Origin of the sequence: Cetobacterium sp., assembly GCF_051658645.1 — a bacterium.
GTDB lineage: Bacteria > Fusobacteriota > Fusobacteriia > Fusobacteriales > Fusobacteriaceae > Cetobacterium_A.
The window spans coordinates 111,343-134,114 of record NZ_JBOFMZ010000044.1 but is presented as its reverse complement, the minus strand read 5'-3'; the positions used below and the strand labels follow the sequence as shown (position 1 = coordinate 134,114).

Annotated in this window: 25 protein-coding genes; 22 read left to right on the top strand and 3 right to left on the bottom strand. The window is 28.5% G+C overall.

The genetic code is table 11. The features are described 5' to 3' along the window. Nucleotides 1-20 precede the first annotated feature (20 nt). The 3 genes from ACRCZX_RS04980 to ACRCZX_RS04970 are packed head-to-tail and all read left to right on the top strand — an operon-like array spanning nucleotide 21 to nucleotide 3,179. The gene (locus tag ACRCZX_RS04980) at nucleotides 21-725 is read left to right on the top strand and encodes a radical SAM protein (protein ID WP_438581826.1); all 705 of its coding nucleotides are present in this window, start codon (nucleotides 21-23) and stop codon (nucleotides 723-725) included. A 44-nt stretch (nucleotides 726-769) separates the two neighbouring features. Then, complete coding sequence (locus ACRCZX_RS04975; protein WP_438581825.1) at nucleotides 770-1,921, top strand: glycerate kinase family protein; 1,152 nt, start codon at nucleotides 770-772, stop codon at nucleotides 1,919-1,921. 13 nt (nucleotides 1,922-1,934) lie between these two features. Continuing rightward, nucleotides 1,935-3,179 (top strand): GntP family permease, encoded by a 1,245-nt coding sequence (locus ACRCZX_RS04970; protein ID WP_438581824.1) that lies wholly within the window; start codon nucleotides 1,935-1,937, stop codon nucleotides 3,177-3,179. 32 nt (nucleotides 3,180-3,211) lie between these two features. Here the strand turns inward: ACRCZX_RS04970 and ACRCZX_RS04965 are convergent, their stop codons facing one another. After that, entirely contained in the window at nucleotides 3,212-3,904 is a 693-nt protein-coding gene (locus ACRCZX_RS04965; protein ID WP_438581823.1) for a pseudouridine synthase, read from the bottom strand. Between the two features lie 143 nt (nucleotides 3,905-4,047). On the opposite strand from ACRCZX_RS04965, the gene pepT reads away from it, so the two are divergent. After that, nucleotides 4,048-5,271, top strand: a complete 1,224-nt coding sequence (gene pepT / locus ACRCZX_RS04960; protein ID WP_438581822.1) for a peptidase T — start codon at nucleotides 4,048-4,050, stop codon at nucleotides 5,269-5,271. Nucleotides 5,272-5,287: 16 nt separating this feature from the next. After that, the gene (locus tag ACRCZX_RS04955; protein WP_438581821.1) at nucleotides 5,288-5,557 is read left to right on the top strand and encodes an acylphosphatase; all 270 of its coding nucleotides are present in this window, start codon (nucleotides 5,288-5,290) and stop codon (nucleotides 5,555-5,557) included. 38 nt (nucleotides 5,558-5,595) lie between these two features. Here the strand turns inward: ACRCZX_RS04955 and ACRCZX_RS04950 are convergent, their stop codons facing one another. Continuing rightward, nucleotides 5,596-6,198, bottom strand: a complete 603-nt coding sequence (locus tag ACRCZX_RS04950) for a hypothetical protein (RefSeq protein WP_438581820.1) — start codon at nucleotides 6,196-6,198, stop codon at nucleotides 5,596-5,598. A gap of 88 nt (nucleotides 6,199-6,286) precedes the next feature. On the opposite strand from ACRCZX_RS04950, the gene ACRCZX_RS04945 reads away from it, so the two are divergent. The 8 genes from ACRCZX_RS04945 to nusB all read left to right on the top strand — a co-directional run bounded on the left by ACRCZX_RS04945 (nucleotide 6,287) and on the right by nusB (nucleotide 14,294). Then, complete coding sequence (locus ACRCZX_RS04945) at nucleotides 6,287-7,159, top strand: methyltransferase domain-containing protein (protein ID WP_438581819.1); 873 nt, start codon at nucleotides 6,287-6,289, stop codon at nucleotides 7,157-7,159. Nucleotides 7,160-7,369: 210 nt separating this feature from the next. Then, the gene (locus tag ACRCZX_RS04940; RefSeq protein WP_438581818.1) at nucleotides 7,370-10,786 is read left to right on the top strand and encodes a DNA polymerase III subunit alpha; all 3,417 of its coding nucleotides are present in this window, start codon (nucleotides 7,370-7,372) and stop codon (nucleotides 10,784-10,786) included. A gap of 71 nt (nucleotides 10,787-10,857) precedes the next feature. After that, nucleotides 10,858-11,271: an acetyl-CoA carboxylase biotin carboxyl carrier protein gene (locus tag ACRCZX_RS04935; RefSeq protein ID WP_438581817.1), complete on the top strand. Its 414-nt coding sequence runs from the start codon at nucleotides 10,858-10,860 to the stop codon at nucleotides 11,269-11,271. Between the two features lie 13 nt (nucleotides 11,272-11,284). Beyond that, complete coding sequence (gene accC, locus ACRCZX_RS04930; protein WP_438581816.1) at nucleotides 11,285-12,631, top strand: acetyl-CoA carboxylase biotin carboxylase subunit; 1,347 nt, start codon at nucleotides 11,285-11,287, stop codon at nucleotides 12,629-12,631. Between the two features lie 68 nt (nucleotides 12,632-12,699). Further along, nucleotides 12,700-13,077 (top strand): Asp23/Gls24 family envelope stress response protein, encoded by a 378-nt coding sequence (locus ACRCZX_RS04925; protein WP_438581815.1) that lies wholly within the window; start codon nucleotides 12,700-12,702, stop codon nucleotides 13,075-13,077. Between the two features lie 58 nt (nucleotides 13,078-13,135). Then, a complete protein-coding gene (amaP, locus tag ACRCZX_RS04920; RefSeq protein ID WP_438581814.1) occupies nucleotides 13,136-13,645 on the top strand; it encodes an alkaline shock response membrane anchor protein AmaP in 510 nt (169 codons plus the stop codon). A 12-nt stretch (nucleotides 13,646-13,657) separates the two neighbouring features. Continuing rightward, nucleotides 13,658-13,870: a DUF2273 domain-containing protein gene (locus ACRCZX_RS04915; protein WP_438581813.1), complete on the top strand. Its 213-nt coding sequence runs from the start codon at nucleotides 13,658-13,660 to the stop codon at nucleotides 13,868-13,870. Nucleotides 13,871-13,886: 16 nt separating this feature from the next. Continuing rightward, entirely contained in the window at nucleotides 13,887-14,294 is a 408-nt protein-coding gene (gene nusB / locus ACRCZX_RS04910) for a transcription antitermination factor NusB (RefSeq protein WP_438581812.1), read from the top strand. Nucleotides 14,295-14,339: 45 nt separating this feature from the next. On the opposite strand, the gene ACRCZX_RS04905 is transcribed toward nusB, so the two are convergent. Next, on the bottom strand, nucleotides 14,340-15,839 hold the full coding sequence (locus tag ACRCZX_RS04905) for a YifB family Mg chelatase-like AAA ATPase (protein ID WP_438581811.1): 1,500 nt from the start codon (nucleotides 15,837-15,839) through the stop codon (nucleotides 14,340-14,342). A 241-nt stretch (nucleotides 15,840-16,080) separates the two neighbouring features. Between ACRCZX_RS04905 and ACRCZX_RS04900 the strand changes: the two genes are divergently transcribed. The 9 genes from ACRCZX_RS04900 (at nucleotide 16,081) to secG (ending at nucleotide 22,721) form a co-directional block, all read left to right on the top strand. After that, the gene (locus tag ACRCZX_RS04900; RefSeq protein WP_438581810.1) at nucleotides 16,081-16,632 is read left to right on the top strand and encodes a ferritin-like domain-containing protein; all 552 of its coding nucleotides are present in this window, start codon (nucleotides 16,081-16,083) and stop codon (nucleotides 16,630-16,632) included. Between the two features lie 107 nt (nucleotides 16,633-16,739). Further along, entirely contained in the window at nucleotides 16,740-17,300 is a 561-nt protein-coding gene (gene cobU / locus ACRCZX_RS04895) for a bifunctional adenosylcobinamide kinase/adenosylcobinamide-phosphate guanylyltransferase (RefSeq protein ID WP_438581809.1), read from the top strand. A gap of 14 nt (nucleotides 17,301-17,314) precedes the next feature. Continuing rightward, nucleotides 17,315-18,079 carry an adenosylcobinamide-GDP ribazoletransferase gene (cobS, locus tag ACRCZX_RS04890; RefSeq protein WP_438581808.1) on the top strand — a complete coding sequence of 255 codons (765 nt, stop codon included), beginning with the start codon at nucleotides 17,315-17,317 and terminating at the stop codon, nucleotides 18,077-18,079. 14 nt (nucleotides 18,080-18,093) lie between these two features. Then, nucleotides 18,094-18,681 carry a histidine phosphatase family protein gene (locus ACRCZX_RS04885; protein ID WP_438581807.1) on the top strand — a complete coding sequence of 196 codons (588 nt, stop codon included), beginning with the start codon at nucleotides 18,094-18,096 and terminating at the stop codon, nucleotides 18,679-18,681. Between the two features lies 1 nt (nucleotide 18,682). Continuing rightward, a complete protein-coding gene (gene cobT / locus ACRCZX_RS04880; protein WP_438581806.1) occupies nucleotides 18,683-19,732 on the top strand; it encodes a nicotinate-nucleotide--dimethylbenzimidazole phosphoribosyltransferase in 1,050 nt (349 codons plus the stop codon). Between the two features lie 22 nt (nucleotides 19,733-19,754). Next, complete coding sequence (gene radC, locus ACRCZX_RS04875; protein WP_438581805.1) at nucleotides 19,755-20,447, top strand: RadC family protein; 693 nt, start codon at nucleotides 19,755-19,757, stop codon at nucleotides 20,445-20,447. 63 nt (nucleotides 20,448-20,510) lie between these two features. Next, entirely contained in the window at nucleotides 20,511-21,110 is a 600-nt protein-coding gene (gene ruvA / locus ACRCZX_RS04870) for a Holliday junction branch migration protein RuvA (protein WP_438581804.1), read from the top strand. A gap of 4 nt (nucleotides 21,111-21,114) precedes the next feature. Further along, nucleotides 21,115-22,419: a PhoH family protein gene (locus ACRCZX_RS04865; RefSeq protein ID WP_438581803.1), complete on the top strand. Its 1,305-nt coding sequence runs from the start codon at nucleotides 21,115-21,117 to the stop codon at nucleotides 22,417-22,419. 77 nt (nucleotides 22,420-22,496) lie between these two features. Next, the gene (gene secG, locus ACRCZX_RS04860; RefSeq protein ID WP_438581802.1) at nucleotides 22,497-22,721 is read left to right on the top strand and encodes a preprotein translocase subunit SecG; all 225 of its coding nucleotides are present in this window, start codon (nucleotides 22,497-22,499) and stop codon (nucleotides 22,719-22,721) included. The last annotated feature ends 51 nt before the right edge of the window (nucleotides 22,722-22,772 follow it).

The following is a 22,772-nucleotide window of genomic DNA, read 5'->3' as shown; positions in this document are numbered from 1 at the left end:
TATTTAAGTAAGGAGAAAAAATGGGAATTAGATATAGTAAAATTGAAAATAAAAATAAAAGAGAGATTGTATTATTAAAAGGATTACCATGTAAATATGGAAAGTGTAAATTTTGTAATTATATAGAGGATAATTCAACAAATTTAGAAGAAATAGATCGGGTTAATAAAGTAACGTTAGAAGAAGTAACAGGAGAATTTGGAGCTTTAGAAATTATAAACTCAGGATCAGTATTTGAATTACCAGAATCAACATTAGAAAGAATTAGAGAAGTTGTGAAAAAAAAGAAGATTAAGTTAATTTATTTTGAAATTTATTATGGTTATAAAAATAGATTAGATGAAATAAAAGATTTTTTTAAAGGTGTAGATATTAGATTTAGAATGGGAATGGAAACCTTTGATGATGAATTTAGAATTAATTCATATGGAAAAAACTTTAAATTAACAAAAATAGATTTAGAAGATTTGAGTGATAAATTATATTCGATTTGTCTTTTAATTTGTGTTAAAGGTCAAACGAAAGAGATGATTCAAAATGATATTGAATTAGGATTGAAATATTTTAAAAGTATAACAATAAATATTTTTATAAATAATGGAACTGAAGTTGAAAGAGATGAAGAGTTAGTAAAATGGTTTGTAGATAAATATGCATACTTACAAGAAGATTTGAGAGTGGAGTTATTAATAGATAACAAAGATTTGGGAGTCTTTGAGCAATAAATTTTACGTTCTAAAATAAAAAAATATAAATTAGGAGGAAAAAAATGAAAGTAGTAATTGCAATTGATTCATTCAAAGGAAGTTTAAGTTCAGCAGAGTTGGGAGAAGCAATAGAACAAGGAGTAAAAAAAGTTTATCCAGAAGTAGAAATAGTTAAAGTTCCTATAGCTGATGGTGGAGAAGGAACTGTATCTTCTTTAGTTGAAGGAACAGCTGGAAAATTAATAAAAGTTATTGTTAATAATCCACTAATGGAGAAAATAGAGGCAACATATGGAATAATGGGAGATGAAACAGCTGTAATAGAAATGGCGGAAGCATCTGGATTACCATTGTTAAGCTTAGAAAGAAGAAATCCAATGAAAGCTACAACTTACGGAACAGGTGAATTAATAAAAGATGCAATTTTAAAAGGGTGTCGTGAATTTATAATAGGAATTGGTGGAAGTGCTACAAACGATGCAGGTCTTGGAATGTTACAAGCATTAGGGTTTAAGTTTTTAGATGAAAATAGAAAAGAACTAGGTTATGGTGGAGAAATTTTATCTAAAGTTAAATACATAGATTCTTCGATGAAAATGTCTCAGCTGAATGAATGTAAATTTTTAGTAGCTTGTGATGTTGACAATCCTTTTTATGGATCAAAAGGAGCAGCCGAGATATACTCAAGACAAAAAGGTGCAACAGAAGAGATGGTAAAAGAGTTGGATAAAGGATTAAAAGATTTATCTGAAGTTATAAAAAAAGAGTTAGGAATAGATATCTCTAATCTTTCTGGTTCTGGAGCAGCAGGAGGATTAGGTGGAGGATTAGTAGCATTCTTAAAAGGAGAATTAGCTCCAGGAATAGATATGATTTTAGAAAAAGTTGGCTTAGAAAAAGAACTTTCAAATGCAGATTTTGTTATAACAGGAGAGGGAAGGCTGGATCATCAAACAGCTATGGGAAAAGCTCCAGTTGGCGTTTCAAAGATAGCTAAGAAGTTTAATATACCAGTTATAGCATTAGCAGGAGGATTAACAGATGAAGCTTCACAAACTCATGAAAAAGGAATAGATAGTTTCTTTTCAATAATAAATTATCCAATTACATTAGAAGAAGCTATGAAAAAAGAGACAGCCCATAAATTTGTAAAAGGAAATGCAGAAGAAATATTTAGATTAATAAAAGTTTGTGAAAAAAAATATTCAAAGTAATTAGGAGGGTAAAATGACAGCAATAGGGGCAGTATTAGGTTTGGTAATAGCAATAATATTAATTATTAGAAAAGCAAATCCAGCATATAGTTTAATTTTAGGAGCGATATTAGGTGGAATAATAGGTGGGGTTTCACTTTCTGAAACTGTTAATCTGATGATAAGTGGAGTAAAAGATGTAACTCCAGCTATAGTTAGAATTTTGACAGCTGGAGTTTTAGCTGGGATTTTGATAAAAACAGAAGCAGCAACAAAAATAGCAGAAACAATAATAGATACTTTAGGTGAAAAAAGAGCTATTTTAGCATTGGCTTTATCAGCTCTTATTTTAACATCAATAGGTGTATTTGTAGACGTTGCAGTAATAACAGTTTCTCCAATAGCATTAGCTATTGCAAGAAAATTAAAAATGTCAAAAATGTCAATGTTACTAGCTATGGTAGGTGGAGGAAAATGTGGAAATATAATCTCTCCAAATCCAAATACAATATCAGCAGCAGAGAATTTTGGAGCTTCGTTATCATCAGTTATGTGGGTAAATATAGTACCTGCAATAATTGGATTAATAGCGACTGTTTTTATAGCTAATCTTTTAGTTGAAAAAGGAGAAAAGGTTTTAGATGTAGAAAACGTAGAAGAAAAGACTGATTTACCTAGTTTTTTTGGAAGTATAATAGGTCCAGTTGTAACAATTTTACTTTTATCATTAAGACCAATAGCAGGAATAAATATTGATCCTTTAATAGCTTTACCTGTTGGAGGATTAGTTGGAATAATTATCATGGGTAAAACAAAAAAATTAAAAGAATCGATGGAGTATGGGTTACAAAAAATGTCAGGAGTAGCAATCTTATTAGTTGGTACAGGAACAGTAGCGGGGATTATAAAAAATTCGACATTAAAAGATGTAATTCTTTCTGTTTTAGAGAAAACTCATATTAATGAACATTTAATAGCACCAATAGCAGGGGCTTTGATGTCAGGAGCAACAGCTTCAACAACAGCGGGAGCAACAATAGCTTCAGCAACATTCTCAGGAGCTATTTTAGCTGCAGGAGTAAGTGCTGTATGGGGAGCTGCGATGGTAAATTCAGGGTCTACAGTTTTAGATCATCTTCCACACGGATCGTTTTTTCATAGTACTTGTGGTGCAAGCAATATGAGTCTAGAAGAAAGATTAAAATTAATACCTTATGAATCTGCAATAGGATTAATAATTGCAGTATCATCATTTTTAACATATTTAGTAGTAGGATAAAAAAAAACTGGAGAAAAATTTCTCCAGTTTTTTTAAATTTCTATATCTTCTCGAGATATCTCTTTTACTTCACCAGGAAGCATACCTTCTAAAGTAAGATTTCCAAAAGTAACTCTTTTTAAATATACAACTTTATTTTTTACAGCCTTAAGCATTTTTTTTACCTGATGATATTTTCCCTCTGTAATTGTTAAGTAAATACTTTTTGAAGATATATATTCCACTTTACTAGGTAGAGATGTATAATCAGTATCTAATTTAACACCTGATTCTAAAGAGATGATATCATCTTTTGAAATATCTTTATCAAGTTCAACATAATAAGTTTTCTCCATATTTCTATCGGGGTGTGCCATAGCATGGCTTAAATCACCATCACTTGTGAAAAGTAATAATCCCTCTGTATCTTTATCTAATCTTCCAACTGGGGCAACAGAATTTTTATTAATATAATCAGGTAAAAGTTCAGCAACAGTTTTTTTATTGTCATCCCACATAGCTGTAATATATCCTGAAGTTTTGTACATGATATAATATTTTAATTCTTTTTTCTCAGGAATAAGCCCGTCAAAAGTAATAATATCTATATTCCATTCAACTTCGGTTGCATCATTTACTTCAATAGCACCATTAACAGTTACTCTACCTTCAGCAATAGCTTTTTTAATTTTTCGTCTACTACATACACCACATTCAACTAAGTATTTTTCTAATCTTAATTTCAACTTTAATTTCAACCTCACCTTTTTTGTTTTCTTTTTATAAAGATGTTAACATATTTATCATATTTTTGCAAAACTAGCTATTTTTTTAGAAAGAATTGTGTTAATTTATAGTAGGAGTAAAAAAAAGTAATTCAGGAGGAAAAATGAGTTTTTTATTAGAGAAATTTTTAGAATACGTAAAAATTGATACAACAGCAGATTCAAAGAGTAAAACATGTCCAAGTACAGATATTCAGTGGGATTTAGCAAAAATTATAGTTAAAGACTTAGAAGAGATAGGATTAATGGATATAACTTTAGATGAAAATGGATATATAATGGCGACATTAAAATCAAATTCAAAAAAAGATATTCCTACAATAGGATTTATTGCACATATGGATACAGCACCATCTTTTAATGGAACTAACGTGAAGCCAAGAATAATAGAGAACTATAATGGAACTGATATTGTTTTAAATAAAGAACTCAATATAGTTATGCATACAAAAGATTTTCCAGAATTAAAAAAATATATTAATCAAGATTTAATAGTAACTGATGGAACAACTCTTTTAGGAGCAGATAATAAAGCTGGAATAGTCGAAATTATGACTGCTTTAAAATATTTAAAAGAAAATCCACAGATAGAGCATGGAGAGATTAAAATAGGAATAACTCCTGATGAAGAGATTGGTAGAGGGGCAAATTTGTTTAATATAGAAAAATTTGGAGCTGAATTTGCATATACAATCGATGGCGGAGAGTTAGGAGAGTTAGAATTTGAAAACTTCAATGCAGCATCAGCAAATATAGTTATAAAAGGAAGAGATATTCATCCAGGAGCGTCAAAAAATAAAATGATAAATGCAATGCTTTTAGGAATGGAGCTAAACTCAATGTTGCCTGTAAATGAAAGGCCTGAATATACTGATGAATACGAAGGTTTTTTCCTATTAACTAATTTTAAAGGAACAATTGAATTAACAGAGATAGATTATATAATAAGAGATCATTCAAAAGAAAAATTTTTAGAGAAAAAAGAATTGATATCTAATGCAACAAAATATTTACAGAAAAAGTATTGTGATGCAGAGTTAGTTTTAACTTTAACAGATAGCTATTATAATATGAAAGAGATGATTGAACCAGTTTATCATATAGTTGATTTAGCGAAAAAAGCTATGTTAGAATTAGAGATAGAACCCATAATAAAACCTATAAGAGGTGGAACTGATGGAGCTAGATTATCATTTAAAGGATTACCTTGTCCAAATGTTTTTACAGGTGGACATAATTTTCATGGAAAATTTGAATTTATTCCAATTCAATCAATGGAAAAATCTGTAAAAGTAATTTTAAAAATAGTTGAAATTATTTCAAGATAATATTCTGAGGTGGCGAATGAAGACATATCATTTTATAATTAAAGGTAAAGTTCAAGGTGTTGGCTATAGAATAACAACTCAGCTTAATGCCCAAAGATTTGGAATTAAAGGAAGTGTTAGTAATTTGCTTAATGGAGATGTTGAAATTTTTGCTCAAGGTGATGAAATTATAATTAAAAATTTTAAAAAGTATTTAAAAATAGGCTCAATAATGAGTAAAGTAGAGATTGTAGAAGAATCAATTTTGGACAAAGATAATTTTGAAAACTTTAAAATAATTTATTGAGAAAGTGGTGATAGAAATATTCTGTCACCACTTTATTATTATTCTGGAAATAAGATATTGTTTAAAAGCATAGCTAAATCAGCTGCACTACATTCAACAATATGAGCCATAATTATTTCATTATTATCACTCTCTATATTTAAGAAAACTCTATTATTTTGTAAAAGAATGTCTTTGACTATACCTGCTCCAACTTTATAAGATCCTGAAGCTTTAGAGATAGCTAAAACCTCATACTCTTCATCTAAGATACTTAAAGATTCAAGATTTAAATTTTGTAAATGTTCTCTGATTAATTCTTCTGACTGGATATAAAAATTTTCTAAGATTCCAACATATTTATCTTTTTTTATCAATTTGTCAACTAAAACAGCTAAAGAGAAAGAATGAAAAATATCTTCAATGTTATATGCAGAAGGAGTTTCTTCTTTGTTTTTTAAAAAGATTTCGATCCCATTATCACCCTGTTTAATTGTTTCTATAATAGGGGTTTTGGTACCATCTAAATAATCAATAACATCAACTTCTAAGTTAAGAACAGAGAGTTTTTTCGCCTTTTCTTTTTTTATAAGCATTTCAAATTCAAGTTCAATCTTTTCGTAAAAATTAACAATAAAATCCTTAAAAAAGTTTTGTTTCATAAATTAATCACCACCATAATTTTTAGGATATTATAACATAAAAACTGTGATATAATATATAAAAGATAAAAAAAGTGAGGTATATAAAATGATAGTTTGTCCTGTTTGTAGTAAGAAAATGCAAAAAATTGAAAGAAAATATATATGTGAGGGAAATCATAATTTTGATATTTCAAAGTTTAATCATGTAAACTTATTGCTATCTAGTCAAAAAAATAGTAAACTCCCAGGAGATAATAAAGAGATGGTTCTGAGCAGAAAAAATTATTTAGAGAAAGGTTATTATAAAGGAATATCTGACGCTATAAATGAAATTGTAAATAAAAATTTAAAAGGATTAAAAGAAGTTAATATTTTAGATATTGGTTGTGGTGAAGGATATTATACAAGCAGATTAAAAAATAACTTAGATGATTTAGGTGTTGAAAGTAATATAATAGGAATCGATATATCGAAAGAAGCAATTATATCAGCAGCAAAATCATACAAAAAAATAGAATGGATTGTAGCTAGCGCAAGCTCATTACCAATAGAAGATGAATCTTTAGACTTTATAGTATGTATGTTTGCAAAAATAATTCCAGAAGAAAAAATGAGGACTTTAAAAAAAGGTGGAAAATTAATAATAGTTTCAACAGGAGAAAATCATTTGCTTCAATTAAAAGAGATTGTTTATGAAACTGTTAGAAAAGATTATTATTCTCCAGTGGAAGATTTAAATATATTTAGCCATTTAGAAACTTTAAATGTAAAATATGATAAAGAAATTTTAGAGAAAGATAGCATTGAAAATTTGTTTAATATGACACCATATAGATGGAGAAGCCCTCAATCAGGAGTTGAAAAGTTATTCTCTTTAGATAAATTAAAAACAACAATTGAAGTAAATATAGATGTTTTTGAAAAAAATAAAAAAAATAAAACTTTTATCAACTTATTCTCGTCAAAAAAGTGTAATTAGAAAATAAGAAGTTTTGTAATTGCATGAAACTTTATACAAATAATAAAAGTGTTATTTAATCCCCCCCTGTAAACGACCTTCTACCCCCCCAGAAGGTCGTTTGTTTTTTTTGAAAAAATTAATACAACATAAAATTTTAGAAGTGTTTTTTTTTAGTAAATTCTATTGTATAATATAGTTAAAAATAAAAACCATTCAGAGGAGGAATTAATGAATAAAAACTTTGTTCACTTACATTTACATACAGAGTACAGTCTTCTAGATGGGGTTGGAAAGATTGATGAATATTTAGATAGAGCTAAAGAATTAAAAATGAAAGCTATGGCAATAACAGATCATGGAAATATGTATGGAGCTATAGAATTTTATAAAAGTGCAATGGCTAGAGGGATAAAACCAATTATAGGAATTGAAGCATATATTTCAGAGTTTGAAATGACTAAAAAAGAGGGTAGAAATTTTCATTTGGTGTTATTAGCAAAAAACTTAATTGGTTATAAAAATCTTTTGAAAATTTCATCAAGTGGTTTTTTAAATGGATTTTACTACAGACCTCGTGTGGATAAAGATTTTTTAAAAAAACATAGTGAAGGAATAATTGCTTTATCTGCTTGTATGCAAGGTGAAGTTTCAAGAGCAATATTAGAGAATGAATCCGAAGAGATAATAAACGAAAAAATAAATAGTTATATAGAAATATTTGGGAAAGAGAATTTTTATTTAGAAATACAAGGAAATGGTATAGATGGACAAAAAGAATTAAATAAAGAACTTTTTAGTTATGCTAAAAAACATTCTATTCAATGTAGTGCAACAAATGATACACACTATGTTTATGAAGGTGATCATATATTACAAGACTTGGTGATCTGTATTCAGACTGGAGCGAAGGTTTCAGATAATAATAGAATGAAGATAGATACAAAAGAACTTTTTTTTAAAAGTAGAAGTGAAATGATAATTTCTTTGGGTGAAGAGTTTATAGATGCAATTAATACAACAGAAGATATAGCAAATAGGTGCAATTTAGAGTTAGAATTTGGAAAATTAAAATTTCCAGAATATGAAATTCCTAATTGTGTAGAAAGTTCTGCAGATTTTTTAAGAAAAATAGTATATAAAGGTTTAGCAGAGAGATATCCCGCAGGATTAACTGAAGAGTTGTTAAAAAGAATAGAATATGAATTAGATGTAATTTTAAAAATGGGATATGAACAATATTTTATAGTTGTATGGGACTTTATAACTTATGCGAAAGGTATAAATATACCTATAGGGCCAGGGAGAGGTTCAGCAGCAGGAAGTTTAGTTGCCTATTCGTTACGAATAACAGATTTAGATCCAATAAAATATAATCTTATTTTTGAAAGGTTTTTAAATCCCGAAAGAATTTCAATGCCAGATATAGATATAGATATTTGTCAAGAGAGAAGAGGAGAGGTAATAGAGTATGTAACTAAAAAATATGGTGAAGATAAAGTTGCTCAAATAATAACATTTGGAAGAATGAAAGCAAGAGCGGCTTTGAGAGATGTTGGAAGAGTTTTAGATATTAATTTAGCTAAGATTGATAGAATAACAAAATTAATTCCTGCATTTTCAACTTTAGCAGAAGCCTTAAAAGAAAATACAGAGTTTAGAGAGATGTATACAGAAGATTTAGAAGTAAGGAATTTAGTTGATTTATCTCAGCGTTTAGAAAATAAAGTGAGACACGCATCAATACACGCAGCGGGAGTAGTAATAACTAAAGATCCTTTGACAGATATAGTTCCTTTATATGGAGACAATAAAACAAGAGCAATTTCTACTCAATACCAGATGAAAGAATTAGAAGATTTAGGATTGTTAAAAATGGATTTTTTAGGTTTAAGAAATTTAACAAATCTTCAAAGGACAATTGATTATATAAAAGAAAGTAAAGAAAAAAACATAAAATTAGATGACATACCTTTAAATGAAAAATTGGTTTATGAAATGTTATCAAAAGGGGATAGTTTAGGAGTATTTCAATTAGAATCAGCAGGAATAAGAAGAATATTAATTCAATTAAAGCCAACTCATTTTGAAGATGTAATCGCATTATTAGCTCTTTATAGACCTGGTCCATTAGGGTCAGGTATGGTAGAAAACTTTATAAATTGTAAAAATGGTTTAGAAGAGATAAAATATCCACATCCAAGTTTAGAGAAGGTTTTAAAAGAAACTTATGGTGTCATTCTTTATCAAGAACAAGTAATGAAAATAGCCAATATAATGGCGAGTTATTCTTTGGGAGAAGCAGATTTGCTGAGAAGAGCTATGGGAAAAAAAGAAGCTTCTACAATGGATGAAAATAGAGAAAAATTTGTAAAAAGATCTGAAGGAAATGGATATTCAAAAGAAAAAGCAGAAGAGATATTTTTCTTGATAGATAAATTTGCAGGATACGGATTTAATAAGTCGCATTCAGCTGCCTACGCATTAATAGCTTATTGGACAGCCTACTTCAAATGTTTTTATCCAGAGGAGTATTATGCAGCTATAATGACCTCTGAAAAAAGTAATGTAGAGAATGTTGCTTTTTATATAGAAGATGCTAAAGCTCATAAAATTAAATTGAAATTGTCAGATGTAAATAATCCCGAATCAAAGTTTACTATAGAGAATGGTGGAATAAGATTCTCTTTAGCAGCTATAAAAAATGTAGGTGAAAGTTTAGCTCAAAAAATAAAAATCGAATTTGAAAAAAATGGGAATTTTTTCAGATATGAAGATTTTATCTACAGAATGAGAGGGCAAGGTTTAAATAAAAAAAATATAGAAGCTTTAATTTATGCAGGAGCTTTAGATTCACTATCAGGAAGTCGTAAACAGAAGATAGAATCTATTGAACAAGTAATAGATTATACAAACAAAAAAATAAAAGAAGATGATATTCAACAGATGAATCTTTTCGGTGGTGCAAAGTCAGAGGTAGTAAATTTTGCATTTCCAGAAGTGACAGATTTTACTTCTGAAGAAAAATTAGATGGCGAAAAAGAATATTTAGGATTTTATTATAGTGCTCATCCTTTAGATAAATATAGTTGGATAAGTAGAACATATAAAATGAACAAAATTTTAGATATAAAATTAGAAAATTCACTGCATATAGTGAAAACTTATGGTATACTAAGAGATGTAAAAAAAATATTAACAAAGAAAAATAGAGAGCCTATGTGTACTTTTATTCTAGAAGATTACTATGATAAAATATCTGGAATTGTTTTTCCTAGAGAATACAAAACACTACTAAATATAGAGTTAGAAGGAAAAGCAGTAATAATAGATGGCACTATTCAAGTAGATTATTTTAATGGTAATGAAACTAAGAAATTAGTTGTAAAAAATATTAAATTTTTAAATTCAATTGAGTTTAATGAAAAAAATCGAGTTTATATTTTAATAAATGATAAATCAAAGGATAAATATAGTCGGTTGAAGGAACTATTATTAAGTTCTAAAGGTGAAGTGCCATTAAGTTTTGCTATAGATATAGATGGAATTAAAGAAGTTAAAAAATCAAAAATAACTATAGAGATAACTGCTGATTTAATAAAAAAAATAAAATATTTATTAGGAGAAGAGAGCATAGTTATCAGGTAATATAACGCATGTTATCTTGATTCATTTTTTAAATTATGTTAGAATAGGTTATAAAAAATGATGGAGGAGTTATGAAAAAAGATGAGCTTCAAATAGAAGATTTAATTAATATACTTAGTGAGTCTGGACTTACAGAGATTTGTTATGAAGAAAATGAAAATATAAAAATAAATATAAAAAAATTACCACACAAAAAAAATGTTGTACCAAAAGAAATTCTACAAGTAAAAAAAGAAATTAAAAAAGTTGAAGAAAATATAAAAATGATAACATCTCCAGGGATAGGAAAATATTTTTATACTAACTCTGTAGAAGTTGGCAACAAAATAAAGGTTGGACAGGATCTTGGATATATTTATGTAATGGGATTAAAAACTCCTTTAAAAGCTACAGTTACTGGTGAAATAATAGAAATAACAGTACAAGATGGTGGAGTGGTTGATTATGGAAAAGTATTACTTAAAGTAAAAGCTATAGCAAGATAATTGGGAGGATTTTATGTTTAAAAAGATATTAATTGCTAACAGAGGTGAAATAGCTGTTAGAATAATAAGAGCTGCAAAAGAGCTAGGAATAAAGACAGTTGCTGTTTATTCTGAAGCTGATAAAGAAAGTTTACACGTAAGATTAGCTGATGAAGCTGTTTGTATTGGTGGGCCTTTAAGTACAGATTCATATTTAAAAATTCCAAATATATTAGCAGCAGCAGAAATAACAGGAGCAAATGCAATTCATCCAGGATATGGATTTTTATCTGAAAATGCTAGGTTTGCAAGAATATGCCAAACACATAATATAACTTTCATAGGACCAAGTCCAGAAGCAATTGAAAGTATGGGTGATAAAGCTACAGCAAGAAAAACTGCTATTGAAAATTCAGTTCCACTTACAAATGGAACAGGAATTATTAGAAGTATAGAGGAAGCTAGAAAAGAAGTAGAAGAAAGAATTGGGTATCCAGTAATGATTAAAGCTACTGCTGGTGGCGGTGGAAAAGGTATGAGATTTGCTAGAACTGAAGAGGAGTTAGAAAGTAAAATAATAGCTGCCCAAACAGAAGCAGAAGCGGCGTTTGGAAATCCAGACGTATATATAGAGAAGTTTGTTGAAAATCCTAGACATGTTGAAATTCAAATAATTGGAGATAAGCATGGAAATGTTATTCATTTAGGAGAGAGAGATTGCTCTATTCAAAGAAGACATCAAAAATTAATTGAAGAAGCTCCTTCTTATAAATTACCATCAAAGGTTAGAAAAGCTATGGGAGAAGCAGCTGTAAAATTAGCTAAGTCAATTAGTTATGATTCAGTAGGAACATTAGAATTTTTAGTTGATAAAGATGATAACTACTACTTTATGGAAATGAATACAAGAGTTCAAGTTGAACATACTGTTACAGAAATGGTGACAGGAATAGATATTATTAAATTACAAATTAAAGTTGCAGAAGGTGAAAGAATAAATATATCTCAAGAAGATGTTGTTTTATTTGGGCATGCAATTGAATGTAGAATAAATGCAGAAGATACAAAATCAGGATTTTTACCCTCGCCAGGAATACTTGAAACTTATATAGTTCCAGGTGGACCAGGAGTGAGAGTAGACTCTCATTCATATCAAGGATATGAAATTTCACCTTATTATGATTCGATGATTGGAAAGCTTATTGTCCATGGAATTACTAGAGAAGAAGCTATTGAAAAAATGAAAAGAGCATTGAATGAGTTCATTATAGAGGGCATAGATACAACTATTCCATTTCACTTAGAAGTTTTAGATAATAAAATTTATAGAGCAGGAAGAGTTACAACAAAGTTTATTGAAGATAATTTTGAAAAAAATTAAATAAATAGCTAGGAAAAAAATTAAATAAATGTAATAATATATGTATAATATCTACGGAGGTGTTTTATATGAACGAATTAGGAAATATAAAAATAGCAGATGATGTAGTAAAGACAATATCAGCAAAGGCAGCACAGGATGTTTCTGGAGTTTATAAGCTAGCTGGTGGAGTAGCAGATGAAGTTAGTAAGATGCTAGGAAAGAAAAGGCTTACAAACGGTGTCAAAGTAGAAGTTGGAGAAAAAGAATGTAGTGTTGAAGTATATATAATAGTTGAATATGGTTATCAAATATCTGAAGTAGCTCAAAATGTTCAAAAGAATGTTTTAGCAGCAGTAAGTACAATGACTGGCTTAAAAGTAGTAGAGATAAATGTATTTGTACAAGATGTAAAAATTTTAGAAGAAGAACAAGAAGATAATCAAGAAAATATAGATATAATATAATTAATAAAAAAGAGGCGTTTTATTACGCCTCTAATCTTTCTTTACAGGGGTGAGTTTATTGATAAAAAAAATAGTGTTTTTCTTTGCATGGTTGGGTATGTTTACTATATCTTCATTAGGTATAGGTTATGTTACAATGCCACAATATTTTTCAACAATAGATACAAGCTCACTTATGTTTAAAGTAGTAATTTTTAATATATGTTTAGCTTATATATGTGTAACAATATTAAAATTATTATCTAATTTTTCAAAACAAAAAGATTATGTTATAAAAAATGATCATGGATCAGTGCATATTTCAACAGATACAGTAAAAAATCTAATTAGAGAAATATTATCAAAAGATAATGATATAAAGGGTTTAAGAATAGATTGTGGAAATAGAGGTAGTAAGTATTTTGTTAAGTTAAATTTAGATATGATATCAAATAATAATTTATCTATAAAAACTGTAGATATTCAGAATTTAGTAAAAAATTCATTGGAAGAAAAACTCGATTTAAAAGTTGATTATATAGAGGTAAAAATTTCAAAATTATCAATAAAAAAAGATGTAGTTGGATAATAGGGGGCAAATATGATGTTAGAAAAGATTATTGAAAACTTTATTCTTAATTTCAAAAAATATCTATATGCTGTCTTGGGTTTAATATGTGGAGTTCTTTTAGTGCAATATGGATTATTAAAAACAATATTTATATTGCTTTTAATGGTCATAGGGTATAAACTAGGAGATAGAGATTTTCAAAATAAGTTAAAAAAACAAATATTAAATAGATTAAAAGAATAGAAAGGAAATAATAATAATGAGTAGAAGAGTAGCGAGAGAAGAATTGTTTAAAATAGTATTTGAAGCGGAGTTGACTGAAGTTAAGATAAACGAAACTTTAGAAAGTTACCTATTAAGAGATGAAACTAATTTAAACACAAATGAGAAAGAGTTTATAGAAAAATACTGTAATGGTATGACTTTAAACGATGAAAAAGTTGTAGAGACTTTAAAAAGTAATATAACAGGATGGAACTTAGAAAGAATTGGAAATGTAGAAAAGGCTTTATTAAAAATATCTACATATGAGCTTTTATTTGAAGAAGTTCCAGAAGAAATAATTGTAAATGAAGTTGTAGAATTAGCTAAAAAATACGGTGATGATAAATCACACGAATTCATAAATGGAGTTTTAGCTAAAATAGTTGTAGAAAAAAATAGCTAAGAATTAAAAAAGAGGATAACATTTTATAAAATGTTATCCTCTTTTTTAATTTTTTCTAAAACTGAGAGCTTCTAACAGATGTTTTTTTTCAATATTAGGAGCATTATCTAAATCAGCAATAGTTCTAGCTACTTTTAATATTTTATGATATGTTCTCATAGATAAATTTAAGCTTCGGATAGATGTTCTAATTGTATTTTCACATTCATCATTTAAAAAGCAGAAGGTTTCAATATCATTATTGTTCATATCTCGATTTAGTTTATCAGATGAAAACCTAGATTTTTGTATTTCTCTTGCTTTAATAACTCTTTCTTTTATTATTTTTGATGAATCACCGACCTCTTTATCTAAAATTTCTCTATCATCTAATCTGTTAATTTGAACATACAAATCAATTCTATCTATTATTGGACCCGATAATTTTTTAGTGTATCTTCTTAAATCATAAGGAGTACAGGTGCATAACTCTTCATTAAATTTATTTCCACAAGAACATGGATTACAAGCAGCAACAAATATTAATTTAGCAGGGAATTCCATTTTACCTAAGCTTCGAGTAATTGAAATTCGTTTTTCTTCAAGTGGTTCTCTTAAGCTTTCAATAACAACTCGATCAAACTCTGTAAATTCATCTAAAAAAAGTACGCCATTATTTGCTAAGCTAATCTCACCAGGTTTTGGAGTTCGGCCACCACCAATTATAGAGGTAGTTGTTGAAGTGTGGTGTGGATCTCTGAATGGTCGATTTATAACAATCGGAATTCTTTCATTTAATTCGCCAGCGATGCTATATATTTTAGTAGTTTCAATAATTTCATCTTCAGACATAGATGGTAATATTGTAGGAATTCTTTTAGCAAGCATTGATTTACCACTTCCAGGGGCACCAACCATTATAATGTTATGCCCACCTGCTGCAACAATTTCTAGAGCTCTTTTACCAAGAATTTGAGCTTTAACATCTAACATATCTAAATTGTTTTTAATTTCATTAATAGGATTAATAACTCGTTTACTTCTGATTGTTCCTTCTTCAATAAATTTAACGACATCTCTTAAATTTTTAACAGGAATTATATCAATATTTTTGATAATAGATGCTTCTTCTAAGTTTTCTTCAGGAATAATAACTCCTTTAAATCCCTTGCTCTTTGCTAATAAAACACCACTAATAATTCCATCAGCTCTTCTAATTTCTCCAGTTAAAGAAAGCTCTCCCATTAATAAATAATCTTTTAATATTCCTCGATAATCAGATATGAATCTCATACCTATCATAATTCCTATAGCAATTGGTAAATCAAAATGGGATCCTCTTTTTTTTATATTAGCAGGAGTTAAATTCACAACAATTCTTCGAGGTTCTAAAAGATATCCCATATTTTTTATTCCTGACCGAATACGATCTCTACTTTCGGATATAGTTGCGTCACCTAATCCTACAATATTAAAAATTGGTAATCCATTTGTTACATCAACTTCAACCTCAACCAAAAATGGTTCAATACCCAAATAACTTGAACTTAATACTTGAACTAACATAAAACCTCCTTGTTATAAAAAATAAACTTACTTATTAGAAATAATAGTTATTTTATTGTATGTACTCAGGATTCATTTCTTTCTTTTTTTTAACTTAAAAAACAAATAAAAAAGATTTGACATATTTTCAAAAAAGGTGTATATTATATTTATAAACAAATTTGTAACAATTACAAATAAGTAATGGAAACAATTAAATGAAAATTAAGTGTATTATATATAGAAATCGAGGAGGATTAAAATGTCAAAAGTAAAATGTACAGTATGTGGAGAAGTATTTGAAGAGGCTTTAGGAGCTTGCCCTTTATGTAAAGTAGGATTAGATAAATGTGTTCCATTTGATGAAACAGCAGGAAGAGTATGGGCTACTGAACATAAAGTTGGAGAAGGTCTATCTTGCGGAGATCAAGAAATAATCGAAGGATTGAGAGCAAATTTCAATGGTGAATGTATGGAAGTTGGAATGTACTTAGCGATGGCTAGAGTAGCAGACAGAGAAGGGTATCCAGAAGTAGCAGAAGCTTACACAAGAATAGCTTTTGAAGAAGCTGGTCATGCTGCAAGATTTGCAGAATTATTAGGAGAAGTAGTAACTGATTCTACAGAAGAAAACTTAAAAAGAAGAGTAGAAGCTGAATATGGAGCAACTTCAGGAAAGTTTGACCTTGCAAAAAGAGCAAAACAATTAGGATTAGATGCAGTACATGATACAGTTCATGAAATGGCAAAAGATGAAGCTAGACATGGAAGAGCTTTCTTAGGTTTATTAGAGAGACATTTCCAAAAAAAATAGATAAAAAAGTAGAGTGCTTGATTTAATCAAGCACTCTTTTTCGTTTATTGAAGTTTTGGTAATATTATGGTACTATTAAAGTATTATAAGGGATAAAGGTGATAAATTTGGGAAGAATAACATATGTTACAGGTGGGGCAAGAAGCGGAAAAAGTTATTTTGCTGAAAAAAAGGTTTTTGAAACTAAAAAAGAAAGAATATATATAGCAACAGCTTTGTCTTTTGATGATGAAATGAAAGAAAGAGTTCATTTGCACAAACTTCAAAGAGGTGAAAAGTGGATAACAATAGAAAAATATAAAAACATCACCGAATTATTGGAAGAGTATAAAGAATCAGATAAAATTATTCTTTTGGATTGTTTAACTAATTTAGTAAGTAACAATATGATTATGGATAGAGAAATAGATTGGGATAATTTTCCTCAAAAAGAAGTTCAGAATTTAGAGAGTGAAATAAAAATAGAAGTTCAAAAATTAATAAAATTTATAAAAGAAAGTAATCTTGATATGGTTATAGTTTCAAATGAAGTTGGAATGGGATTAGTTCCAGCATATGCTTTAGGAAGATGTTTTAGAGATATCGCTGGAAGAATAAACCAGTTAGTAGCAAAAGAAAGCGATGAAGCTTATCTTATAGTTTCAGGACTAGAATTAAAATTAAAATAGAATTGGAGGAAAACATGAACGGTTTAGCATTACTTTTTAAATTTATGACAAGATTACCATTTCCTGGAGGAAATAGATTTGATTCAAAAGCTTTAGGAAATTCTATAAAATGGTTTCCAATAGTTGGATTAGCAATAGGTATCATAAATTTATTTACAGCATCAGTATTAGAGTTGATTATTCCATCCCCTCTTTTAATAGGTATAATATTGGTTACGTTAGATGTAATAATAACAGGTGGACTACATTTGGATGGGTTAGCTGATACTTTTGATGGAATATTTAGCTATAGAAGTAAACACAAAATGTTAGAGATAATGAAAGATTCTAGAGTAGGAACAAATGGAGTTTTAGTATTAGTTCTTTATTTTATATTTAAAATAGCATTTTTAGTTGAAACATCAGAATTGCTTGGAATAAATCAAGGGGTAATAATGTTGTTAGTTCCAATTTTATCTAGAATAGTTGGAGTTGTAAATTGTGCTTTCGAACCATATGCAAGAGCAACTGGAATGGGAAAAACATTTGTAGAAAATACAAATAAAAATGGAGTTTTAATATCTTATATGACAATATTAATTATTTTATTTGGAGTATCTAATTATTATGGACTATCTTTTAAAAATTTATTTATTATTTTAAATATTTTAATGATATCTGCTTTTTTATTTGGGAAATTAATGACAAGAAAGATAGGTGGAATAACAGGTGATACTTTAGGAGCTTTATTAGAATTATCTTCAGTATTATCATTAATACTAATGTATCTATTTTTATAGAAAAGGAGTTGTGGATGGGGAAAGTTATTTTGATTAGGCATGGAGAATCAGAATTAAATGCTAAAGGAGTTTATTATGGATCGTTAGATCCATCATTAACTGAATTAGGAAAAGAACAAGCAAAAAATACGAGAAATATTTTAAAAAATATTGATTATCACAGAATATATGCGAGTGATTTAAAAAGAGCTTTTGATACAGCTTCAATAGTAAATTTTAAAGATTTAAATATAGTTGTAGATAAAGGATTAAGAGAGCTAAATTTTGGAGTTTTTGAGGGTTTTACTTTTGAAGAGATCCAAACAAAATATCCAAAAGAATTAGAAGAAAGTCAAAAAAATTGGAAAGACTATAATTATGTAACAGGTGAGAGTGTAGTTGAACTTCAAAATAGAGCTATTGATTTTATAGCTCAAAATATTAATTTAAATGAAAATACAGTTTTAGTTACTCATTGGGGAGTCATAAATACTATTTTAAGTCATTATTTTTCAAAAGGATTGGATGCTTATTGGAAATTTAGTGTTAAGAATGCAGGTGTTGTTATAATTGAGTTTTCGGATGGTTATCCAATATTAAAAGGCTTAAATATAGGGGTATGAAATGAATAGAATAAAAGAAATTCAAAATAAAATAAAAGCTGTAGATATAACTGCTATGGAAAACTGTAAAAAAATTTTAGATACTAGAATGAAGCCAGAAAAAAGTTTAGGTGTTTTAGAAGAGTTAGCAATAAAGGTTGCAGGAATTACAGGAAAATCATTGAATTCTTTAAATGCAGGGTGCCATTTTATAGCATCTTCAGACAATGGAGTCATAGAAGAAGGTGTTTCTTCTTGTCCCTTAGAGTATACAAGAATAGTTTCAGAAGCTATGTTGGATTCTTTTGCCGCTATAGGTATTTTATGTAAAAATTTAAAAATTCCATTAAATTTAATAGATGTTGGAATAAAAGGTGATATTAATAAAAAATATACAAATTTATATAGAAAAAAAATAGCTTATGGAACAAAGAATTTTGTAAAAGAACCTGCTATGAGCTTAGAAGAAGTTATATCCGCTATAAATATTGGAATAGAGATGATTAAAGAGAAAAAAGAGTATGATTTTTATTCAAATGGAGAGATGGGAATTGCAAACACAACTACAAGTTCAGCAATATTGTATGCTTTAACAAAAGAAGACATAGATAATGTTGTAGGTTATGGAGCAGGACTTTCAGATAAAGGTTTAAAAAGAAAAAAAGAAATTATTAAGATCGCAGTAGAGAGTTATAATCTATTTAATAAAGAGCCACTTGAAGTTTTAAGATGCGTAGGAGGATTAGATATAGCTTGTATGGTTGGATTGTATTTAGGAGCAGCTATTGAACGTAAACCTATGTTGATAGATGGATTTATATCAGCAGTTGCAGCTTTAGTTGCAACAAGAATTGAACCAAAGGTAGAGGGATATTTAATAGCAACACATATGAGTGAAGAACCTGGAATGAAAACAGTTATGAAAGCCTTAGGCTTAAAAACATTTTTACAGATGGAGATGCGTTTAGGAGAGGGAACAGGAGCAGTATTAGCATATCCTATTTTAAAAGCAGCAGTAGAAATACCTAAAATGATGAAAACAAAAGATGAAATTTATAAAATGTTCCAATAAAGATGTAGTAGGGGTGATTAATTTGGAAAAAAGCCAAATGCAAGGACACCGAAAGAGATTACGGGAAAAGTATTTAAAAATTGGATATAAAGGTCTAGAAGATTATGAGATATTAGAGCTTATTTTGACATATTCTATAAAGATTAAGGATTGCAAAGGGATATCCAAAGATTTATTACATGAATTTAAGACGATTGATGCAGTTGTAAAAGCTGAGATTAACGACTTGAAAGAAATAGAAGGTGTTGGAACAGAAACAGCGTTGCAATTAAAACTTATTGGTGATGTAATATCAAATCATTATTTTAAAAGTGTAAAAACAGCAGATCTTAAAACATTAAAAGGAAAAACAGATTTGATAAACTATTTAAAAGATGATGTTGGTTCTTTGAAAAATGAAGAGTTTAAAGTTGTTTATTTGAGTACAGATAATAGAATTGTTGCTGATGAAGTTCTTTTTAAAGGAACAATTGATAGAAGTGTTGTTTACCCAAGAAAAATAATGGAACAAGCAATACACAATAGAGCAAAAGGAATTATATTTGCCCATAATCATCCAAGTGGAAATTTAACGCCTTCAAAAAAAGATATTGAGCTTACTTTAGAGATGCAAGAGCTGTTTGAAAAAGTAGACATAAAGCTTTTGGATCATATTATAGTGAGTGATGAATCATATTATAGTTTTTATGAGAATGGACTAATTGAATATTATTAAAAATTGACCCTCTTAGTACTAAGAGGGTCTTTTCAAAAAAGGATTAAAGGGAGTGAAATAAAAATGTTTGAATATTTAAATGGAGTAATTAAAATAAAAAAAGCTGAATATTTAGCGGTCGATGTAAATGGGATTGGATATAGAGTTTATATAACTTTAAAAACATATGATAAAGTAAAAATTGGAGAAAAAAAAGAGCTTTACATATATAATGTTATAAAAGAAGATACTTTTAAACTTGTTGGTTTTTTGGAGGAGAGAGAAAGAATGTTGTTTGAAATGCTAATTGGAATAAGTGGAATAGGATTATCTTTAGCATTGTCAATTATGTCAACTTTTACAATTGAGAATATAAGAGAAATTGTTTTAAATGAAGATTTTAAAACTTTGAAAAGAGTTCCGAAATTAGGAGAAAAGAAATCAAAGCAAATAATAATAGATTTAAACAATAAAATAAAAACATTGAATTTAATGTCGACAGAAGAGCCATCAGGAGAAATTTTAAACAATGCAATTGAAGAGGAACTTTATATGGCTTTAGAGTCTTTAGGATATAGTAAAAAGGAAATAGATTCACTTATAAGTAAAGAAGAGTTAAAAGATTATACAACTTTAGAAAGTGCGATTAAAGGAGTTTTAAAAAAAATTCAGTTAAGGAGATGATTTTGTGAGAAAAATTTATGTTCTAGATACGAATGTTTTAATTCATGATCACCGAAGTATTTATAGTTTTGAAGATAATGAAGTGATTGTTCCAATTTTTGTTATAGAGGAAATAGATAAATTAAAAAGAAATACCACAACAGCAATTCAAGCTAGGTTAGCGGCAAGAGAATTAGATTCTATAAGAAAAAAAGGTTCAATAGCAAAAGGTGTTCAATTAGAAAAAGGAATTTTCTTTAAAGTTGAAATCGAAAACGATTTAGATTTGTTACCTACTGCTTTAAAGAAAGATTCTACAGATAATATGATAATATCTTCAGCTTTAGGAATAAAGAAAAAAAATCCAGAAACAAAGGTTATATTAATAACGAAAGATATAAATATGAGAATTAAAGCTGATTCTTTAGGATTGGAAGTTCAAGATTACGAGAGTGATAGAACAGATTATACAACATTAGATGATGGTTTTGTAGAGGTAGAAGTACCGAGAGATATATATATGAAATTTGATAAATCTGGAAAAATAAATGTATGGGAGCTTGGAAAAGAATATCATTTTACTGAAAATATGTTTATTAGATTCAAGTGTGGAGAAGAAAAAACTTCAGGAAGATATATTGGAGGAAAAATCAGAAGAAACTTAGAAGGACAGATATCAGCTTGGGGTGCTAGAGCTAGAAATTATGAGCAGGAATATGCAATGGAACTTCTAATGGATGAAAGCATAAAAGTTGTGACTTTAGTAGGTAAAGCAGGAACAGGAAAAACACTTTTAGCTATAGCGGCAGGGTTGGAACAGGTTGTAGAAAAAGGAAAGTATAAAAAATTACTGATTGCTAGACCAATAATTCCTATGGGGAAAGATTTGGGATATCTTCCAGGAAGTGAAGAGGAAAAATTAAGACCTTGGATGCAACCAATATATGACAATATAGACTATTTAGCAGTTGAGAAGGGTGAAAAAACAGGTGAAAAAGTAATTTTAGGGCTTCAAACAATGGGACTCTTAAAAATAGAAGCACTAACTTATATAAGAGGTAGAAGTATTCCTAATGGATTTATTATAATAGATGAAGCACAAAATTTAACTCCGCTTGAAGTTAAAACAATAATAACTAGAGCAGGAGAAAATACTAAAATTGTATTAACAGGAGATCCAGAACAAATAGATAGTCCATATCTAGATGCAGATACAAATGGATTAACGTACTTGGCAGATAAATTAAAAAATGAATTAATAGTAGGGCATATTACTTTGAAAAAAGGAGAACGTTCAGCTTTAGCTGAATTAGCAGCAAAACTTCTATAATTTTTTCTTTTATTTTATGAATATATATATTATAATAAAGTGTAAGATTAAAGACGGGATTTGGGAGGAGTAAAGTTATGGAAACACTTTTAACAGTATTTTTATTTGTATTTGCTTTGGCTTTGATAATATTAGTTCTTGTTCAACCAGATAGAAGCCATGGAATGTCAGGTAGCATGGGAATGGGGGGGTCAAACACAGTATTTGGAGTTTCAAAAGATGGAGGACCATTAGCTAGAGCAACTGAAGTAGTAGCATTTTTATTTATAGTATCAGCACTTCTTCTGTATCTAGTAAAATAGTTGAAAGAATTAAAGGCGTGTTGGGGTACACAATACGCTTTTTTATTTTAA

Bases quoted from the DNA above. Each gene is read 5' to 3' on its own strand.
- ACRCZX_RS04905 (WP_438581811.1), bottom strand. From the start codon at position 15,839: ATGTTAGTTCAAGTATTAAGTTCAAGTTATTTGGGTATTGAACCATTT.
- ACRCZX_RS04955 (WP_438581821.1), top strand. From the start codon at position 5,288: ATGAAGACATATCATTTTATAATTAAAGGTAAAGTTCAAGGTGTTGGC.
- ACRCZX_RS04915 (WP_438581813.1), top strand. From the start codon at position 13,658: ATGATGTTAGAAAAGATTATTGAAAACTTTATTCTTAATTTCAAAAAA.
- ACRCZX_RS04950 (WP_438581820.1), bottom strand. From the start codon at position 6,198: ATGAAACAAAACTTTTTTAAGGATTTTATTGTTAATTTTTACGAAAAG.
- ACRCZX_RS04980 (WP_438581826.1), top strand. From the start codon at position 21: ATGGGAATTAGATATAGTAAAATTGAAAATAAAAATAAAAGAGAGATT.
- ACRCZX_RS04885 (WP_438581807.1), top strand. From the start codon at position 18,094: ATGGGGAAAGTTATTTTGATTAGGCATGGAGAATCAGAATTAAATGCT.
- secG (WP_438581802.1), top strand. From the start codon at position 22,497: ATGGAAACACTTTTAACAGTATTTTTATTTGTATTTGCTTTGGCTTTG.
- nusB (WP_438581812.1), top strand. From the start codon at position 13,887: ATGAGTAGAAGAGTAGCGAGAGAAGAATTGTTTAAAATAGTATTTGAA.
- ACRCZX_RS04935 (WP_438581817.1), top strand. From the start codon at position 10,858: ATGAAAAAAGATGAGCTTCAAATAGAAGATTTAATTAATATACTTAGT.
- ruvA (WP_438581804.1), top strand. From the start codon at position 20,511: ATGTTTGAATATTTAAATGGAGTAATTAAAATAAAAAAAGCTGAATAT.
- ACRCZX_RS04970 (WP_438581824.1), top strand. From the start codon at position 1,935: ATGACAGCAATAGGGGCAGTATTAGGTTTGGTAATAGCAATAATATTA.
- cobS (WP_438581808.1), top strand. From the start codon at position 17,315: ATGAACGGTTTAGCATTACTTTTTAAATTTATGACAAGATTACCATTT.
- ACRCZX_RS04925 (WP_438581815.1), top strand. From the start codon at position 12,700: ATGAACGAATTAGGAAATATAAAAATAGCAGATGATGTAGTAAAGACA.
- pepT (WP_438581822.1), top strand. From the start codon at position 4,048: ATGAGTTTTTTATTAGAGAAATTTTTAGAATACGTAAAAATTGATACA.
- ACRCZX_RS04975 (WP_438581825.1), top strand. From the start codon at position 770: ATGAAAGTAGTAATTGCAATTGATTCATTCAAAGGAAGTTTAAGTTCA.
- ACRCZX_RS04900 (WP_438581810.1), top strand. From the start codon at position 16,081: ATGTCAAAAGTAAAATGTACAGTATGTGGAGAAGTATTTGAAGAGGCT.
- cobT (WP_438581806.1), top strand. From the start codon at position 18,683: ATGAATAGAATAAAAGAAATTCAAAATAAAATAAAAGCTGTAGATATA.
- accC (WP_438581816.1), top strand. From the start codon at position 11,285: ATGTTTAAAAAGATATTAATTGCTAACAGAGGTGAAATAGCTGTTAGA.
- ACRCZX_RS04945 (WP_438581819.1), top strand. From the start codon at position 6,287: ATGATAGTTTGTCCTGTTTGTAGTAAGAAAATGCAAAAAATTGAAAGA.
- ACRCZX_RS04940 (WP_438581818.1), top strand. From the start codon at position 7,370: ATGAATAAAAACTTTGTTCACTTACATTTACATACAGAGTACAGTCTT.